General features: G+C 36.9%; 25 protein-coding genes and 1 tRNA gene. 21 read left to right on the top strand and 5 right to left on the bottom strand.

The genetic code is table 11. The features are described 5' to 3' along the window. Genes dnaB through C4F49_RS05500 form a run of 6 tightly spaced genes read left to right on the top strand, consistent with a single transcriptional unit; the run spans window position 1 to window position 6002 of the window. Window positions 1-1494: a replicative DNA helicase gene (gene dnaB / locus C4F49_RS05525; RefSeq protein ID WP_196934882.1), complete on the top strand. Its 1494-nt coding sequence runs from the start codon at window positions 1-3 to the stop codon at window positions 1492-1494. 52 nt (window positions 1495-1546) lie between these two features. Then, a complete protein-coding gene (locus tag C4F49_RS05520) occupies window positions 1547-1921 on the top strand; it encodes a hypothetical protein (protein WP_196934881.1) in 375 nt (124 codons plus the stop codon). Between the two features lie 22 nt (window positions 1922-1943). After that, a complete protein-coding gene (locus tag C4F49_RS05515; RefSeq protein WP_196934880.1) occupies window positions 1944-2672 on the top strand; it encodes a terminase small subunit in 729 nt (242 codons plus the stop codon). Further along, window positions 2672-4024, top strand: coding sequence for a PBSX family phage terminase large subunit (locus C4F49_RS05510; protein ID WP_196934879.1), 1353 nt, complete (start codon window positions 2672-2674; stop codon window positions 4022-4024). Before C4F49_RS05515 ends, C4F49_RS05510 begins: the two co-directional genes overlap by 1 nt. Window positions 4025-4054: 30 nt before the next feature. Next, window positions 4055-5596, top strand: coding sequence for a phage portal protein (locus C4F49_RS05505; protein ID WP_196934878.1), 1542 nt, complete (start codon window positions 4055-4057; stop codon window positions 5594-5596). Further along, window positions 5586-6002 carry a hypothetical protein gene (locus C4F49_RS05500; RefSeq protein WP_196934877.1) on the top strand — a complete coding sequence of 139 codons (417 nt, stop codon included), beginning with the start codon at window positions 5586-5588 and terminating at the stop codon, window positions 6000-6002. Before C4F49_RS05505 ends, C4F49_RS05500 begins: the two co-directional genes overlap by 11 nt. A 38-nt stretch (window positions 6003-6040) precedes the next feature. Here C4F49_RS05500 and C4F49_RS18150 read toward each other — a convergent pair whose 3' ends face one another. Further along, window positions 6041-6169 (bottom strand): DUF2158 domain-containing protein, encoded by a 129-nt coding sequence (locus C4F49_RS18150; RefSeq protein WP_196937210.1) that lies wholly within the window; start codon window positions 6167-6169, stop codon window positions 6041-6043. Between the two features lie 25 nt (window positions 6170-6194). Next, the gene (locus C4F49_RS05490; protein ID WP_196934876.1) at window positions 6195-6494 is read right to left on the bottom strand and encodes a hypothetical protein; all 300 of its coding nucleotides are present in this window, start codon (window positions 6492-6494) and stop codon (window positions 6195-6197) included. 188 nt (window positions 6495-6682) lie between these two features. On the opposite strand from C4F49_RS05490, the gene C4F49_RS05485 reads away from it, so the two are divergent. From C4F49_RS05485 to C4F49_RS05425, 13 genes are all read left to right on the top strand, one after another. Beyond that, complete coding sequence (locus C4F49_RS05485) at window positions 6683-7384, top strand: hypothetical protein (RefSeq protein ID WP_196934875.1); 702 nt, start codon at window positions 6683-6685, stop codon at window positions 7382-7384. Between the two features lie 10 nt (window positions 7385-7394). Then, window positions 7395-7769 carry a hypothetical protein gene (locus tag C4F49_RS05480; RefSeq protein ID WP_196934874.1) on the top strand — a complete coding sequence of 125 codons (375 nt, stop codon included), beginning with the start codon at window positions 7395-7397 and terminating at the stop codon, window positions 7767-7769. A gap of 37 nt (window positions 7770-7806) precedes the next feature. Beyond that, complete coding sequence (locus C4F49_RS05475; protein ID WP_196934873.1) at window positions 7807-8913, top strand: major capsid protein; 1107 nt, start codon at window positions 7807-7809, stop codon at window positions 8911-8913. Next, window positions 8906-9415 carry a hypothetical protein gene (locus C4F49_RS05470; RefSeq protein ID WP_196934872.1) on the top strand — a complete coding sequence of 170 codons (510 nt, stop codon included), beginning with the start codon at window positions 8906-8908 and terminating at the stop codon, window positions 9413-9415. The genes C4F49_RS05475 and C4F49_RS05470 overlap by 8 nt, the downstream gene beginning before the upstream one ends. Before the next feature lie 3 nt (window positions 9416-9418). Continuing rightward, window positions 9419-9754: a DUF6706 family protein gene (locus tag C4F49_RS05465; RefSeq protein WP_196934871.1), complete on the top strand. Its 336-nt coding sequence runs from the start codon at window positions 9419-9421 to the stop codon at window positions 9752-9754. Beyond that, on the top strand, window positions 9748-10032 hold the full coding sequence (locus C4F49_RS05460; RefSeq protein ID WP_196934870.1) for a hypothetical protein: 285 nt from the start codon (window positions 9748-9750) through the stop codon (window positions 10030-10032). The genes C4F49_RS05465 and C4F49_RS05460 overlap by 7 nt, the downstream gene beginning before the upstream one ends. Then, on the top strand, window positions 10032-10484 hold the full coding sequence (locus C4F49_RS05455; RefSeq protein WP_231388215.1) for a hypothetical protein: 453 nt from the start codon (window positions 10032-10034) through the stop codon (window positions 10482-10484). Before C4F49_RS05460 ends, C4F49_RS05455 begins: the two co-directional genes overlap by 1 nt. Window positions 10485-10489: 5 nt before the next feature. Beyond that, complete coding sequence (locus C4F49_RS05450) at window positions 10490-10936, top strand: hypothetical protein (protein ID WP_196934868.1); 447 nt, start codon at window positions 10490-10492, stop codon at window positions 10934-10936. A gap of 46 nt (window positions 10937-10982) precedes the next feature. Next, on the top strand, window positions 10983-11522 hold the full coding sequence (locus C4F49_RS05445) for a hypothetical protein (RefSeq protein ID WP_196934867.1): 540 nt from the start codon (window positions 10983-10985) through the stop codon (window positions 11520-11522). Between the two features lie 71 nt (window positions 11523-11593). Next, a complete protein-coding gene (locus C4F49_RS05440) occupies window positions 11594-12124 on the top strand; it encodes a hypothetical protein (protein WP_196934866.1) in 531 nt (176 codons plus the stop codon). A gap of 23 nt (window positions 12125-12147) precedes the next feature. After that, complete coding sequence (locus C4F49_RS05435) at window positions 12148-12300, top strand: hypothetical protein (RefSeq protein ID WP_196934865.1); 153 nt, start codon at window positions 12148-12150, stop codon at window positions 12298-12300. A 9-nt stretch (window positions 12301-12309) separates the two neighbouring features. Then, window positions 12310-12816, top strand: a complete 507-nt coding sequence (locus C4F49_RS05430) for a PDDEXK family nuclease (RefSeq protein ID WP_196934864.1) — start codon at window positions 12310-12312, stop codon at window positions 12814-12816. 230 nt (window positions 12817-13046) lie between these two features. After that, complete coding sequence (locus C4F49_RS05425) at window positions 13047-14078, top strand: hypothetical protein (protein WP_196934863.1); 1032 nt, start codon at window positions 13047-13049, stop codon at window positions 14076-14078. 357 nt (window positions 14079-14435) lie between these two features. Here C4F49_RS05425 and C4F49_RS05420 read toward each other — a convergent pair whose 3' ends face one another. Continuing rightward, complete coding sequence (locus C4F49_RS05420; protein ID WP_196934862.1) at window positions 14436-15014, bottom strand: hypothetical protein; 579 nt, start codon at window positions 15012-15014, stop codon at window positions 14436-14438. After that, window positions 15007-15264, bottom strand: coding sequence for a hypothetical protein (locus C4F49_RS05415; protein WP_196934861.1), 258 nt, complete (start codon window positions 15262-15264; stop codon window positions 15007-15009). Before C4F49_RS05415 ends, C4F49_RS05420 begins: the two co-directional genes overlap by 8 nt. 208 nt (window positions 15265-15472) lie before the next feature. Between C4F49_RS05415 and C4F49_RS05410 the strand changes: the two genes are divergently transcribed. Both C4F49_RS05410 and C4F49_RS05405 read left to right on the top strand, forming a co-directional pair. Then, the gene (locus tag C4F49_RS05410; RefSeq protein ID WP_196934860.1) at window positions 15473-15832 is read left to right on the top strand and encodes a DUF2513 domain-containing protein; all 360 of its coding nucleotides are present in this window, start codon (window positions 15473-15475) and stop codon (window positions 15830-15832) included. Between the two features lie 9 nt (window positions 15833-15841). Further along, on the top strand, window positions 15842-16363 hold the full coding sequence (locus C4F49_RS05405; RefSeq protein WP_196934859.1) for a hypothetical protein: 522 nt from the start codon (window positions 15842-15844) through the stop codon (window positions 16361-16363). A 317-nt stretch (window positions 16364-16680) separates the two neighbouring features. On the opposite strand, the gene C4F49_RS05400 is transcribed toward C4F49_RS05405, so the two are convergent. After that, window positions 16681-16798, bottom strand: a tRNA-OTHER gene (locus C4F49_RS05400). Window positions 16799-17238 lie beyond the last annotated feature (440 nt).

The raw sequence follows: 17238 nt of genomic DNA, 5'->3' as shown, positions 1-17238 counted from the left end.
ATGACTCAAAGAAAAACAAACAACAACCCTAATATTTTGAATTTAGGAAACGGAAAGCTACCGCCTCAAGCAATCGATTTGGAGGAAGCTGTATTGGGTGCAATTCTTTTGGAAAAAGATGCTTTGATTATGATTTCAGATATTCTTCATCCAGAAATGTTTTACAAAGAAGCAAATCAAATTATCTACCGAGTGGCTCAAAATATCTCGATTTTAGGCGAGCCATTGGATTTGTTAACCGTAACCGCAAAGCTTCGGAAGGATGGAAATTTGGAGAAAATAGGGGGTGCTTACAACATCACCATGCTAACAGACCGAGTTGTTTCTTCGGTAAATATCGAATTTCATGCGAGGATCATTGCGCAGAAATACATGCAACGTGAATTGATCAAAGTTTCGTCCGAAACAATCCATAATTGCTACGATGAAACAGAGGATATTTTTGATGTAATCTCGCTCTACGAAACCAAAAGGGATGAATTGATAAACAATATCATCACCAGAAAAGAAGTAAATCAAGAAGATGCTTTCCGTGATATGATCGTCGAGATGGAAAGGCAAAGCGCACTCGGAGAGCTTGAAGTAACTGGCGTTGATACAGGATTCAAGGATATGAACACCGCAACCGGCGGATGGCAAAAGGCAAATTTAATCATTCTCGCTGCACGTCCAGCAATGGGTAAAACAGCATTGATGCTCAAGAAAGCAGTAAATGCAGCACGGTCAGGCAAACCGGTAGCAATATTTTCTCTAGAGATGGCAAAAGAGCAATTGCAACAAAGGATTCTTTCTTTTGAAACTGGAATTCCGCTTTCGAAAATTAAAACTCCGTCAAAATTAGATGGCGTTGATTGGGCTGTAATACACAGTAAGGCACATGAAATTTTATCATTGCCAATCGTCTGGGACGATACACCTGGGTTGACCTTGGTTGAGCTAAATGCCAAAGCAAAACGCATGAAGCGACTTCACGGAATCGAAATGGTTTTCATCGATTACCTGCAGCTAATCACAATTCCGGGGGAAAAGAGATTTGATGAGATAAGCAAAATTTCACGCGGGCTTAAAATCTTGTCCAAAGAAATTCAAATTCCAATTCTAGCATTATCGCAATTATCACGAGCCGTAGAATCGCGTCCAGGAAACAGTAAACGACCTCAATTATCGGATCTGAGAGAATCAGGATCCATCGAGCAAGATGCTGATTTGGTCATGTTTCTCTATCGCGCAGAATACTACGGCATCACGGAAGATGAGGATGGAATGTCTACAGCAGGAAGAGCAGAAGCAATAATCGCAAAAAATAGAGATGGCGCAACCGATACAATCGATTTGATTTTTCATGGTCCAACCACAAACTTTTCCAACATCGAACCCGAAGTAATTACAGATTTTTCATTTGTAAATTTGCCAAAGGAACTCCCAGCTAACAGCCTAAACCATCAATCGAACTGGAATTTTGGAAATGAAACACCTGATGATTCACCATTTTAAAATATTTGTAATCTATTTGGATTACTTAAATTTTGTATTTAGCTTTGCTTTCATGGAAAAATTTATTTTGAAGCTTGCTCAACAGCGTAACCCTGAAGTTCCTTTCGGGGATTATCGGGACGAGTTGACTTCTCTCAAAATGGATGAATCAATCATTGAAAAAATTTTCCAAAAAGTAAAGCCAAACCCTAAAACAAATAATTCTGAAATCCTATTTTCCGCAATAATCCTTTTAATTTTTTCGCCAAAATCAATTCTATTAAGCGAGAAAGTTGAAAACGGAGTATGCTTTGTTATCAAAAAATACCTTGTAGTTAACCAACAAAGTGCATCTTATCGCATCAAGGTCGCTCGGGAAGTTTATCAAGTCGACAAGGTGTTTAAACATCAAGTTGATTCAATCGTGAAGGAGGTGAGAGGTGAGTGAACTTAATGATTCCCTAACTGAAATGCAGCGTAAGTTTTGTCAATTGTATCTCGATAACAATTTCAACAAAACGAAAGCCGCTAGAGAAGCTGGATATTCTGCATCAGGTGCTTCTGTAGAAGGAAATAGATTGCTAAAAAACGCTAAGGTAAGAGATGAAATTAAGAGACTTGCTGAGGAACAGACTATTTCATCAGAAGAGACAGTAAAAATTATTTCTGATATAGCTAAGGGAGACATAAAGGATTACTTAGTCACTAGAAAGGTTGAGAGAAGAAAGAGAATTAAAAAGCCTCTTTCTGTTGTTATTCAAGAAGTTGAAGATAAAATATCTTTCGAAAAAGAATTTGTCCGTCGCGTTCCCATCACCGACGTAGAAGATCAAAAAAAGTTTGATAAAATGATTCTATCGCTTCAACGGGAAATTGTTCGTTATGAAATTGAACTTGAGCGTAATCCCAAAGCCTATCGCATAGATTTTTCAGATCCTGAACTAGTTGATGAAGTTGAACTTGATTTAGTAAAAGTTAAAAAAGATAAAGAAGGCGGTAGGATTAAATCTTTCAAGTATGGAAAATATGGGCCAGAAATAGAATTTTACTCGGCGGCTGATATGGCTGTAAATATGGCTCGTATTTATGGAAGATTTAAAGATAATCTTGATTTAAGCATGAATGGAAGTATATCGATTGATAAATGGCTTGAGGAGAATTCAGATGAGGAAGTAGATGATGAGGTGGAGGGTGAATAATGACCAGTCGCATAAAAGTCCAGAAAAAATATAAACCTCTTTACAAAAATAAAGATAAGTCGGTCACGCTAGTTACTGGCGGTCGTGGATCCGGAAAATCATTTAATGTTTCCACGAATATTGAAAGGCTTTCTTATGAGAAAGGCCATAAAATGCTTTTTAGTCGCTATACAATGGCGGCTGCAAATATATCGGTTATACCGGAGTTCATTGAAAAGATTCAACTTGATGGTGGTCAAAAACATTTTAAAATCACTAAAACTGAAATACTAAATAAGTTTTCGGGAAGTGCGATCATGTTTAGGCCGATCAAAACCTCATCTGGTAATCAAACGGCAAATTTAAAATCTATTCAAGGCCTAACGACTTTCGTGGGCGATGAGATGGAGGAGTGGGAGAGTGAGGATGATTACGATAAATTAAGGCTTTCGATTCGTAAAAAAGGGATTCAGAATAGAATCATTCTTGTAATGAACCCCACGAACTCTGATCACTTTATTTACAAAAAATATATTGAGCATACTCATAGAATTGAGACAATAGACGGGATTGATGTTCAAATTAGTACACACCCCGATGTTTTGCATATCCATACTTCTTACCTAGATAACATTAAAAATGTTGATCAGAAGTTTTTAGATGAGATTGAAAACATCAAACAGAAGAGCATTGCTCAAGCAACTAGAAGTGCAAATTCTGAGCTGATTGGGAAAAATCTTTTAGGTGATGAAGAGGCTTTCAAAAAGGAATTTCACAAGGCCTTCCAAAGAACTAAATACGCTTATGTGGTAATTGGACGCTGGGCTGACACTGCAGAAGGTGTGATTATCACCGATTGGATGGAAGGTGAATTTGACCTTAGCTTACCTTATGGTTATGGTCAAGATTATGGTTTCTCAGTAGATCCTACAACCTTAATCAAGGTTGCTGTTGATAAGCGATTGAAGCGGATTTATGTTGATGAGGAGTATTACGAAACTAAGCAACTTGGAACGGAAGCTATTTATCAGATAAATAAATCGAGAATTCACGGCCAAGATGATTTGATAATAGGTGATAGTCAAGAAGGAAGACTAATTCTTGATTTACAGGAATTGGGTTTAAATATTCAAGAATGCGAGAAGGGTCCAGGCTCTGTTGTTGCTGGATTAACTGCTATTGCAAACTATACTCTCGTAGTGACTCCTAGGTCCACAAATATCAAAAAAGAACTTAGGAATTACGTTTGGAATGATAAAAAGGCAGGTATTCCCATTGATAAATGGAACCATGCTATCGATGCAATAAGATACATCTTTAGAAGATTGACTGATGGACATGAAATTGACGATTCAATATTTGATTTATTCTAGTACTAGTACCTAACCGCAAAATAATTAATAATGGCAAACGAAACTAAACAAACAAAAGTAGCAGATTTACCTGCACCAGTATTGCCCGCTGTTGTTGAAGCGGTTGGGACTACATTAGCGCCAACTTACGCGACTGCGGAAGCGGAATATGATGTAACGCAACACAACATTTTTAGCGAAAACTTTAGGCCAAAGAAAAGGGTTAAACGAGTTCAAAAAGATGGTGATGGTAATCCAATTTTAGGTAAAGATAATAAACCTCAATATAAAACTGAGCGCATTGAAGTAAATCGAATTGGAATTCCTCTTCAGGCATTGATCGTTAAGCGTAGAGTGTCCTTCATGAACGTCGGAAAGATGCAGTTAGAAGCAAATCCCGTTGATGATGCTGAGAAACGTTTGTATGCCATGGTGAAAAAAAACCGTGAGGATAATAAACTTGAATTTCTTGAAAAAGAAATTGCTAGACGCATGCTAAGCGAACTGCAGGTTGCTAAGCTTTGGTATTCCGAACCGGTAGACCCGTTGTACTGGTCAAGCATTGGAGCAAAAGGTAGCTTTAGAATGCGTTGTAAAGTGATATCTCCAAAGCTAGGCGATAAGCTTCTTCCTGTATTTGATGATTACGGTAACATGATTTATTTCGGTCGTGTGTATGAGTCAAAAAGAAGTTTAGCTGAAATCACAGGTGAATCTGATGCGTCAACTTTGGCACAACTAGCAACTACCAAAGAAAAGCGATTTGATATCTACTCTGACAAGATGATTTATAAGTTTCGCCAGGAGCGAACAGGTGAGAAGTCTGAGAGTGGTGACGGTTGGATAATGGAATCGGCTACTGCTCATTCTTACGGAAAAATTCCAGTTATCTATTATTCGAAACCTGAGCCAGTATGGGCAGAAGTGCAAGCCTCAATCAGTCGCATTGAAACTTTAGTTTCCAACTTTGGGGATACCAACGATTATCATGCATCACCGGTATTTGTAATGACAGGTAATGTCGGTGCTCAATTTCTGGAAAAAGGTGAGCAGGGAAAATCATTGCAGATCAAAGGTGATAAAGGTGATGCTAAATATGTGACTTGGGAACAAGCAACAGAGGCCGTAAAGCTTGAGTTGGATACTTTAGTCAACTTCATTTTCACATGTACTCAAACACCTCAAATGTCAATGGAGGATTTAAAAGGATTGGGCGCTGCATCCGGTGTGGCTTACGATCGTATTTTCATGGATGCTCACTTAGCCGCGCAAGACGAGATCGATGGTGAATATGGGCAAAGCACTCAACGAGATATTAATCTTAATAAATCATTTTGTGCTGCGATCGATACATCATTAGTTAAAGCTGCGCAGTCGCTAAGCATCAAGTTTGATATTCCTTTATTCCGCATTAATGATGATGCTGAGACCGTTGGTTTACTCCAAAAAGCGTCTGGAGGAGCAAAATTACTATCGCAAAAAACTGCGATTGAATATTCTCCATTGACTAAAAATGCTGAGGAGGAACTAAAGCTGATCGAGGATGAGAAAGAGATAATCGAAGACGCAGATGTTTTCGGAGATGAAAAATAAATACGAAATTGAGGTAATTAATTACGGTTCCGATTTTCATCATCATTCGGTTATTTCCACGTTAACAGGATTGTCTTTTGAGGAAGCTGACAAAGTTGTCAAGGATGTGAGAAGAAAAGGTTGGTCAGGCCAAACGTACATCAAAGTATTTCAAAACCTAGGATTTAATACCAATCCTAGGTTTATTAAATTTGATCCTGCAACGCCTTATCCATGCATTCTAAGATGTCGCAATCAAGTAAAAGGATACTGGTATTTATTCTATTACAATGATGGAATTGTTTACGATGGATACGGCAAGTCATTTGCATTGGATGATAATATTCAAATTTCCAAACGCGGTGGAGCTTATTTCTTAAAACGGTATAGAATGAAGGTTACAAGTATGTTGCAGGTTTGGATTTAGTCTTGCTTAGCCAAAGAGTCTGGAGAAAAATTAACAAACTACGAGCAACGGAATGATTTTACACCTTTACTTACTATTAGACCCTGAACGGTCATTACGAGACCTCCACTTTTTAATTTCACAAGATTACCTACGCTTAATTGTTCTGCTGTATTTGAATTCCTTATAAATTAATAATTGTTTTTTTTTGAATTATGTAATTCTATTCTGTAACGCCTCTTCAGGGGTTTGTCCAATTTCATATGGGTAAAGACTAAGTGTTCCCGCCAAGCTTTGTACTTGCGCATCAATTTCTACTGTAATTCTTTCTCGTTCACCCTCTTGGTATATTTCAATTAATCGGCATTCTACTACATTCCTGTGACCTGAGGGAAAATAATAAATTTCTCCGATAATCAAATCAAATGGTTTTCTTTCGTTTACAGGTAATTCTTTTTGAGGTTTAACCTTAATAGTCGTTTTTGATAACGGTCTCATAATTGGCTTTTTCATAAAAATAGTATTTTTTAATGAAAAAGCATTCACAAATTAAAAAAATATATTACTTTCTGTAATCTCCAAAATTACAAAATCATTCATCTCATCATAGTAATCTAATCGGATTACTTTTGTGTTTAAAGTTATTAATCGAGGATTGGACGGAATAGCTCTCTGGACTAGACTCTAAATACCAAAAACACATGTCATTAAAAGCACAAATCATTTCCAAATTGAAAGCGAAGGCAACCGCTTTGGGTGTCAATCTTTCAAACGTCAGAATCAACGGACTTGCGGACAAGTTAGATGCATTAATATCTACCGAGGACGAAATAGACGGTGAAATCGACAAACTAGATCAAATTTTAAGCTTCAAGGACTTAGCATCATTAGATGATGCTAAGCGAAATGCCGAAAGTAAGGCTGCTGAGCAAGATGCTGATAAAGCGGAAAAGGCAAAGAAAGAGGCGGAGGAAGCAGCAGCAGCTGAAGCTGGAAAAACCAAAACAGCGGATGATGTTCCTGCTTGGGCATCTGCATTAATCGAAAGCAACAAAGCTTTACAAACAGAACTTGCTTCCATTAAACAAGGCAATACAACCCAAACTCGTCGCCAACAACTTGAAACCAAATTAAAAGATGCTCCTGAAAAATTCAAGGCTCGCGCTCTTCGTGATTTCGATCGATTAAAGATTGATTCCGATGAAGATTTCACAAGCTACTTAGCTGATGTGGAACAAGACGTTGCTGAAGAAGTACAGGCTGCGAGTGATGCTGGTCTTGGAAATGATGCTCCCGCGAGAAGTGCGGGCGGTGGCAAATTGAAGGATGACGAGGTGTCACCTGCAATGAAAGAAATTGTTGCACAGCGCGAGGCCGACGCGAAAGCTAAAGCAAGCGCATAAAAAAAATCAAATGGGTTTAATTGGAGTAAAAAGAACAGGTACTCAAGGTTTTCAAAAAGTAGTTTTTGAAAATGTCATTGATACTCTTCCAGGTGGATTAATGCTCGAAGTTGCTAAAGCAGATTATCCTGACGGCTATGTGCCTGAGGGTTCTTTGGTTGGTCGAGATCCAGCGACTGGAATTGGTGAGGTGTTAGCGGTTACTGATGGTGCTATTAAGCCTATCGGATTGACTCATCGCGCGTCTGAGGTTACTGATGGCGGTAATACGTTTGCAAATGGTGTGGTAATTAGCGGTACGGTTCGTATCAAAGCTTTGCCAACTGCATTGCAGGCTATTGCTGAGGATTTAGCAACTGCATTACCGCGAATCACCTTCGTGTAATTAACAGAATTAAAAACAAAACATACAATCATATAAAATGATAAATGTACAAGAATTAGTGCCGGAATTCCGTAGAGCTGATGCACAGGCCTATATTGAAACGTATCCATTCGATGCGTTGCAATATCAAACTGCATTTCCTTTACAGTTTCAGCCAACTTTAAAATGGTCTGGACTTGAGGCTCAATTTGGAGCAAAAGTTATGGCGGCCGTCACCGACTTTAATAGTGCTGCACCTCGTTTTGGTCGTAATTTACCGACTAAGATCGAAGGTGATATGCCTAAATTGGAAATTGCTCGAGATAAAGTTGAAACGGATTTTAACACATTACGTGAGCTTGAAGATGCAGTTCGCAGATTACCAGCGGGACCAACTCGTAAAGAAGCTGCGCAACGTGTTCTTGATTGGCATTATGAGGATCAAGTATTTGCTCGTAATGGTATCGAGGCTCGTAATGAATGGTTAGCTAAGCGTATTGCTTCTACTGGTAAGTATAAGCTTACTCAAGTTAATAACGAACAAGGTATTCAAACTGTCACTGACGTAGATTTCGCTATCCCGTCATCAAACTTTATTAACGCAACAAAGAACTGGACTGATCCTACTGCTGACATTGTTGGCGATTTGAAACGTGTAAAAGCCGCTGCAAAGTTGGCCAATAAACCAGTTCCGCAATTTGCTTGGTGTGAAGAGTCAACTGTTGATTTAGTAGCTCAAAATGCAGGGATTCAAAAGTTCACAGCAACTTATGTTGCTAATGCGCTTGGTTTACAGCAAGAGCCTGGACTTGAAGAAATCAACAGAGCTTTACGCTCTAAAGGATTGCCAGTATTTAAGATTTGGAAATCAGAAATGGTTCAAGAATCTAAAGATGGTACTCAAACTGTTGTTTCTGGATGGGAGCCAGGAAATGTTACTTTCTCCGTAACGGAACAGTTAGGAAATACTCAGCACACAACCTCTGCAGACGAATACGTTCAAGCAGGCGTTGCAACCAAAACTAAATCAGGCATTGTCTTGATCAAAGTTTGGGGTTTAGAGGATCCTATCACTGTTGTTACTAAAGGTACGGCTTACTGTACTCCAGTAATGAACAACAGTAAATCAGTTTTCATTCTTAAAACTATTTTACCAGGTGGATAAGGGAAATAAAAATGAGAAAGCCGGAGCAACTACTCCGGCTACTCCTTCTAAAGTAGAAGGAACTCAAGCATCCGAAGCTCAAGTAGCACGCGAAGCTCAAGTAGCACGCGAAGCTCAAGTTGATAAACTTCAAGCAGATTTAACCGCAAGAGACAGTGAAATTCTTTCCTTGAAAGAAGAGTTAAGCAAGAAATCTGAGCATGTTGCCACGTTAGAATCTGAGCACCAATCTTTCAAAGATAAGTTGAAGCCTGAAATCGAAAGGATTCAAGCAGAAAACAAGGATTTAAAAGATCAAGTCGAAAAACTTCAGGGTGAATTGGCGAATTCTGAACCGAGAAAAACGCAACCTTCTAAAACAGAGGGTAAGTTTACAGTTATCAACTCTTTCCGTGGCAATAAAGAAGGTGAAGGTGTTTATAACGTAGGTGACGATGTATCTCACTTATCAGATGATCGCTTGAAAAGCCTTGTAGAACGCGATTTAGTGAAGGAAGGATAAGATATGACGAACAGAAAGGCACTGCTAAGCAAAGTTAATTTTCCCGTTAAACCTGACACCGTAACGACGGTTCTATTGGAGCAAAATATTAATCCTGAAGAGGAATATACTCCACAAAATGAGGAAAGCAGAAAAGGGATTGATCTTGCTTTGGCAGCGCTAATCTTCGTCGTAGCATTATCACCAGAATCTGTCAAGGAATTAGATTTCCAACTTACTCAGCGTAGTATTGATGGTTTGCTAAAGCTTCGAAGGGCAATCCTAAAAAAATGGGGAATGCCTGACGAAATGGAAGAAGATGATACTCCGATTATTACAAGCGTTTCAGACTTATGGTAGAAAATCAATATCCAGATACATTGACCTACGAGGATCAAAATGGAAATGATGTTACTGTTGAATGTCGATTCGTTCCTGTTCGCGGAACATCTTTTTTTAGAAAGCAGGATGGAACTGAGGTTCAATACAGTTTTGATATAGCTTTTCCATTGGAGACAGAGCCTATTTTGTCGGGCGTAGAAGTAACCGGGAAAGATAAATCGGGAACATACATTGTTTTTAAGCAAGAAATTCTATGGTTTCATCAAGGGCAATTGCACTGTAAAGGAAAAATGTGATGAAAATAGGACTGCAAATCACCACAGACATGAAAGCATTAGCACAAGAAGTGCAGAATGAAATTGATAATGAAGTTATCAAACATCTGTCTGCGGTATTAGAGCGCGGAGTTGAGTTGGTTCGAAACAAGATTAGCAATGGAAAAGCCTACGATGATCATACCGGCAATCTAAGAAGCTCAACAGGTTTCATCATCTACAAAGATGGTAAAGTAGTTCACAAAAGCTTCAAAGAGAGTCCAGTCGGGACTGATAAAGCAACAGGATTAAAAGAAGGTTTGCAGGTTGCTCTAGATGTATTGAGAGAATCGACAGGCTGGGGAGTGGTTTTGGTTTCTGGTATGGAGTATTCAAGTTGGGTAGAGAGAAAGGGCTTCGATGTTTTGAGCGGGGCTTATATCAATTTAGATAGCGCGCTAAAGCAAGCCTTTGCTGAGATGGGGTCAATTTAGTAGTTATGGGAACAAAGACACTAAAAACAGCTGTTCAAGCGATGAACGATATCAAGAATGTACTTGAAATGGCTGATGTCATCACAAATACTTCATTGACAGGTGAGATTAGGCTAATGAACAGACGCTTGAATTCAGAGAAGGAGGATATTGTTATTAATACGATTGTTACTAGTGCTGAACAGGTCACCGAAGGGTATTTCAATGTTAATACTCATGTTCCAAATCTTAAAAATCAACCTAGCGGCAATCCGACTGCAACTGATTCAACACAACCGAATATCGTTCGTATGCAAGAAATTGGATCTACTTTAATGGAAGTCGTTGACGATTACAGAGGCCTTGATTTTACCCTTCATCTCGATAGCGGTGGCGAGATAGTTCCTGACGGAAAGAACTGGTTTTACGGTTTCAAAGTAAAGTATCTCTACTTGCGTAGAGACAAAAATTAACAAGAATATTTAACTGGCCTAGTAAGGCCACAAATTAAAATAAATTATGGCAGCAGTCACAGGTATAAAATCTTTAGAACTCGCTATTGTCGCAGCCAACGGTGCAATGCCAGTAGCTGGTTGGATAAAAGTAGATGATCTAGAAATGGGGAGCGTGAATATCACCGTACCACCGTTAGAAAAAGTTCGCATTCGTGTTGAGGACAAATCTGGTATCCGCTGGGTTTTACCTGGAGAAACAGATCCAGCATCTTTAGCAGGAAATTCATTGAATTTATCAGTTGATAAAGCAAATTTGCTTTTCAAAGGCTTGGTTACTACCGGCGCAACTGAATTCAAAGCTCCAACTCAAGATGAAATCTATTATTTAGCAGCGAGATTGACATCTAATGCTTTCGAAGGAAAACAAATGGTGTGGGAAGCCCCTTCTTTGGCGATGTCCGCAGGATTTGCTAATGCGCTTACAAAGGATGGTTTCCTTGCGTTTAGTTTCTCCGGTGAAGCTACAACTCCTGTAGATGCATCTGGTGAAGCTGTTTCTCCATGGGGTTACAAATTCATCGACGTAGTTCTTCCAGAAGGATAATAACAGAAATCTTAAATAATCCTGAAAGCCGAAGGTTAGGCGGTTAGTAGGGATTTTTTACCCTAACCAAAATGAGTAAAGAAATACAAAAAGAGATAGTCCAAACTATCACAGATCAAAATAAATTTATTAGAAAGGTTAAAATTACTTATGCTACTTGGTGGCAAAAATTATTTTCATTCCTTTTTATTCTTCCAAAATACAAAAGATTATACCTTTCAGATTTATGGCCAGCAACCGTTTTTAAATTGCTTGCGATCCTCACAGATTTAAAGGTTCATAAATCAAAGCAGGATATCGATATCTACTCGATGATCCAGCACAACATTCCTTTGTTTATTGAATTCTTAGCAACGGGAATTAACAATAAGTCTGGAAAAAACCCACAATGGCTGATCGATGCAATTAATTATCAATTTTCAAACGAGGAACTGCTTACCTATATAATCGAAGTCTACCGGAGGTTAGACGTAGAAACTTTTTTCGGCATTACGGGATCTCTAATAGATCTTCAGCATCTAAACCATATCCTGGAAGCTCCAGCCCATGGGCAATCATCGGCAACGTCTGTAAATATTACGGATGGAGCGAACAAGATGTAAAATGGAAATTAAGCTGGAAAAATATGATGATGTATAACGCGGTGATTCCAGATTACAGCACCGACAACAATGATAATTCAGGAGCCAATATTCCAACACCCAAAACACTTTCAAGTAACAGCGAAATATCACTTTTCAATGTAGGCATGAGACTCGAAAAAGGTTTGGGAGTATAATTATTATTTATGGCAAAATGGGGCAGACCCGGGCAGGGAAAATCGATCGTTAAAGAAATCATTGATAAAGGTTTTATCAGGATTGGCGATCGCTTTTTTCATCCTTCAACTGCAGAAGCAAAATCGCGCCTCACACCAAAAAAGAAGCGGTCAAAAATAAATCGAACAGGTGATATTAACGATACTCGAAATATTCGGAATAAAGAAAATCATCAAGATGCATTCATTCGTCTTATCAAATTGGAATTAGATTTAGAAGTATGGCCAGAGTTTTACTTTTGTACAGAACGACAGTTTCGTATTGATTATGCCATTCCAGAACTTAAGATAGCAATTGAGCAGGAGGGAGGGATTTGGATGAAAGGAAACAGCGGTCATTCCTCGGGCAGTGGAATAGCTCGAGATATGGAAAAGAATAATTTATTAGTCGAAAAAGGTTGGCGACTGATTAGACGCCAACCAAATGAAATGCTTTCAATATCGACATTGTGTGTTATAAGAAAAGCTTTACAGTAATTTGTAAGGCTTTTCTTCATATATATGTTATTCAATAATACATAAAGAAGGCTTAAATGGATGGTCCGGATAATTCCGAATAAAAAATCTACCATCGAAATAAAATTTATCGTAATTATTTCTTATTTTAGTGAAAGGATTCCAACAAAATGGAAGTATCTCCGTTAGCTTAATATACATATTAATAATCTGTTACGGATTTTATAAATTACACAATTAAAACTAAATTTATGAGAAAATTATTAGCCACTATTTTTATCTTCATTGGATTGTATGGGTGTGAAAGAAGTCAACTTAACCTTTACAACAACGAGAATAGTCAACGTCAAATTGAGGAAAAAACATCATTAGAATCTTTAAATTCTAATGACGTACTTATAGCATGTCATAATGATTTTCACATAAATTCCACAAGTTTATTTTTAACCTTTGCGAATGATACTTCGGCAACCTCAATCAGTAACTTTAGAACTGCATATAAAGCATTAGTCACTGCTTTCAACAGCTGTGTAAAACATCCTACTTCACCTGTAGCGGAAATGGGTTCAGGACCCAAACCAGTCCCCTCAGGTTATTACCCTATCCTTGGCAATGCACTCAGCAACTTAAGAGCAAGATCGTTGACGACAATATCAAAAACTCATTTGGATTGTATTATTGAAGCTTATAATTTAATCAATAATAATCCAAATGTAAACATACTGTACCCTAGTAGCACAGACAAAACTTTAGCGGTTATCAATGCTATTTATTCTTTGGGATATTCAACAATCTTCGTGACCTATATTCCTCACGGTCATACAGATTATGCCGCTAACGATGTATTATTAGTTGTTCAATACTTAGTGGGAGAATTTGAATTCCCCGAATCATTTTATAATGAATTTATAGCACAAAATCCTTTAAAATATCTAACTTATCCAGCAGCAAAACAAATTGGTTTAACATTTTTAGGGATGAATGAAGTTCCTCACACTTTAGTTCCTGTAGCGCTACCTATTTCTATTAATTACAATTCAACCTTCTGTATGTATGAGCTTGATCTTTTAAATATAATGGATCCTTTGTATGCTTATCCTCGAATGGTTACAGATATCCACTATAATGTTATGGATGGAAAGTTGTATACTAGCGCCTCATTCAGCACTTTAATTCCTGATGCATACTATTACATGCCAAAAAACCATCCAAATGAATTCGAAAGAAATAATTACTTGCTCTATATACAGAATGGTTTAGTTAGTAGCGTTTACGGTAAATAATTAATCTGAAAACTTAATCACTTTCCAATAGAGTCGGCTTTGGATATACTTGAATTTTGATTCTCAACCGCAATGCTTCCTAAGCCTTTACCAAAAGATTTAATAAAAGTCAATTATAACGAAAGGCTGTAAAATAAGAAAACCCTGATTGTCGGGTTTTCTTATTTTTAGTTAGTTTTTAATAAAATATACGTTATATAACATTTATTTCGTCAACAAATAATTCTTAGCCAAATAGATTGCATCACTTATCTCGGTAAACATATTTTGACCTAACTTATTAGATAAAGTTTTTAGAAGAAACTCGCATTCTCCTACGACATCGATAATGATAAATATTTTTTGATTGTACAAATTTTATTTTTTCTTTTTATTAGCTCTTTTTTGATTTTCAACGTAATGATTTGAATATGTATCAATATTAAAAGCTCTCGTTTGATAAGAATTGTCAGAGTTCTTAAAACTTAACGTTAATATCTCTCGAGCGTAGTCATTGCCATCTTTGTAAGCTTTAGAAGCTCTTTTGTTACTTATAAGTGGGTTCAATAAAGAAAGATAGTCCCTCGACATCAAGTTTATAACAAGATTTGCAGACGGACCGATAATCTGATTAGGCACAGGAAGATTTATGTCTTTTTGAAGTGTTCCTGATGGCAATACTGATGTAGTATTTCCACCAACAATAAAATAACTTTTCGATAAATCAAGCTCTACAACATCATTTGTTTTGTTCTTAATTTCTAAAGTCACCGACGTATTATCTATATATTTTACTTTAAATGAAAATAAACTGTCTTCTTCAATGTATGTTTTGGGGTTTTGTTCATTTATTTTAACATAAACACCGCTAACGTTTTTTCCGTAATCTTGTCCCCTAACGTTAAACGCTAATAAAAACATGCTAGCAAAAGCAAAAATTAAAACATAATTATTCATTGACGCCTTCCGATTTTTGATTATTATTTGCATTAAAGTGTCCATCATTTTTCGATTCCATTTTTCTAAGTATAGCTTTCAATATCTCTGTTTGACCTTCAATGTTTCTAGAGATTACATCAAGCTTGTAATACCAAAGAATAACATTTCTCAAAACAAAAAAAACAAGAATTGCAATCGCAAAAACTACTATAAATGTTACTACTGATCCTCCGTCGGAAGCAGGTGCTTGTAAAAAAAAACTTTTCATATATTTTTTAGATTAATCCATAAAGATATAAAAACATAATTAAGTTATTTTTACGGGAAACCGTATACCTTCGAATATAGAACTAAAATCTTGGATTATTGAAATGAGGGATGGTATATTTTGATCTGTTATTTGTATTTTAGAGTATTAATAATTTTGGAAAAGAGAATTTTCTAATTAATTGAAACACTTAAATTTTAATAATATCATGAAATTGGACATAGAGCTTTGCAGGCTGATTTTGCAAAAGATTGAAAAAGAGGGTGGGGTTAACGGTCTAACTTGGATGCCTAAAATTGAGGGGTATCCAGATGATTTTGTTATGTACCAACAAAAAAAGTTAATGGAAGCAGGTTATCTTCAAGTAAAAGCTTTTAGTGGAGGTAGGAGTAGAGTAGATATATCTTTCAGCGGACATGGTTTCTTAAAACAAATGCTTGATGATACCATCTGGGGCAAAACCAAGGAAATAGCAAAGAAAGGTGGAATGTCATTAACCTTTGAAACAGTAAAGGCTATTATTCCAGTAGCAATAAATTCGATAATTAATCAAATGAATAACTTGTAATTTTAATATATGGATAATATATGGATTCCGATAATAACAGCTTCGTTTACAGTGATTGCAAATGCAATTTTTTACAGTTTTGTTAAAAATGATATTGACAAAAAAATAGAACAACATAAAATAATTTATTCTGGAATATTTAAAGAAAAGCTTGAAATTTATAAGAAACTTTTAAATTCTATTGACGAATTAAAAGATAAAATTGTTCATTACGGTCATGGAGGAGATAGTTCTGGTATTAATCCAATGGAAATTAGAAAAGATATAAATACATTCATAAGATTTAATCAACAGGCTTCAATATTTTATCCAAAAAATATTTTAGAGAACACAAATCTTATCCGAAAGGAGCTTCAAGATGTATATGACCTATCTTTTCAACGGGATTTTCATAAAAAAAACGACTTCGAATTTAAAGATTTTAATATATATTTTGAACGTTTAAGCAATCTTACTTCAGGGAGAAGTTTTAATCAATTGAAAAATGATTTAATTGATAATATTAAAATGGATTTTAATATTAAAAACTGAGTTGGTAGTTCTTAATATTAACTGATATTTAAAAAACCGTGACAAACGGGGAGAATGCCACGGCCTAACCAATTATAAACCTAAATTATGAACTTAATAAAGCCTGTCTTTCCAGGCTGTCAGGTGCTAACGTTCGGTATGGATTTACAGTCCAACCATTGTTTTTCCGATTTGCCACTCTTTTTGGCTAACTCATCGTTGCCGAGTAGATTCCCGTCCGGTCATGTCCGTGTCTCTATTCCTGTCCATGAAGTCAACCGTCTCCAGTTATATGTAATCCAACACGGTTAGCACCATTCTGCTATCTGTGAGGGGTGTGAACAGAGCAGGACTCGAACCTGCATGAGTTTTATCTTTTTCCTATTATAGGACAGGAAGCCTTACTTGCTCGCGATCTTATACCTGCTTTAGCGTCTACCATTCCGCCATCTGTTCAAATTATCGGTCTTTCCCGATTGTCACGATTTTACAACCTTGCTGGACAATTGTTTTGCCACACTATTGCACCGTGGTTGCTTGGAGGGGGTTCGCTACAGCTCGCTTTCCCCATTCACTTTGTTCAGCTGAGTGAAAAATATTTTTAAAGCAAGGACAGGATTTGATACCTGCATGTACTTTCGCTTATGTGTAACAGCTATTGTACTGAACTAAAGACTAATAAATTAGAATTTACACTCTCTCATGCGTCTCTATTCCGCCACCTTGCTATATTTTTAAACAACCATATAACCACTTTATGGCACGCCTGTCGGGCATCATTCTTCATTCCCTCACGATTTACCCAAGCTTCACCAAGACTTTAAAGGCTACTTTATGGTTTTAAGCATTATGGTTGTTTCTATTTTTTTAAATCAAGCCTGTAAACACACTTCCAC

This window comes from Sphingobacterium hungaricum (assembly GCF_015210005.1).
In the GTDB taxonomy this organism is placed as follows: domain Bacteria; phylum Bacteroidota; class Bacteroidia; order Sphingobacteriales; family Sphingobacteriaceae; genus Sphingobacterium; species Sphingobacterium hungaricum.
Note: the sequence above shows the minus strand (reverse complement) of the source record. Positions and strands in the feature narration are given on the sequence as shown.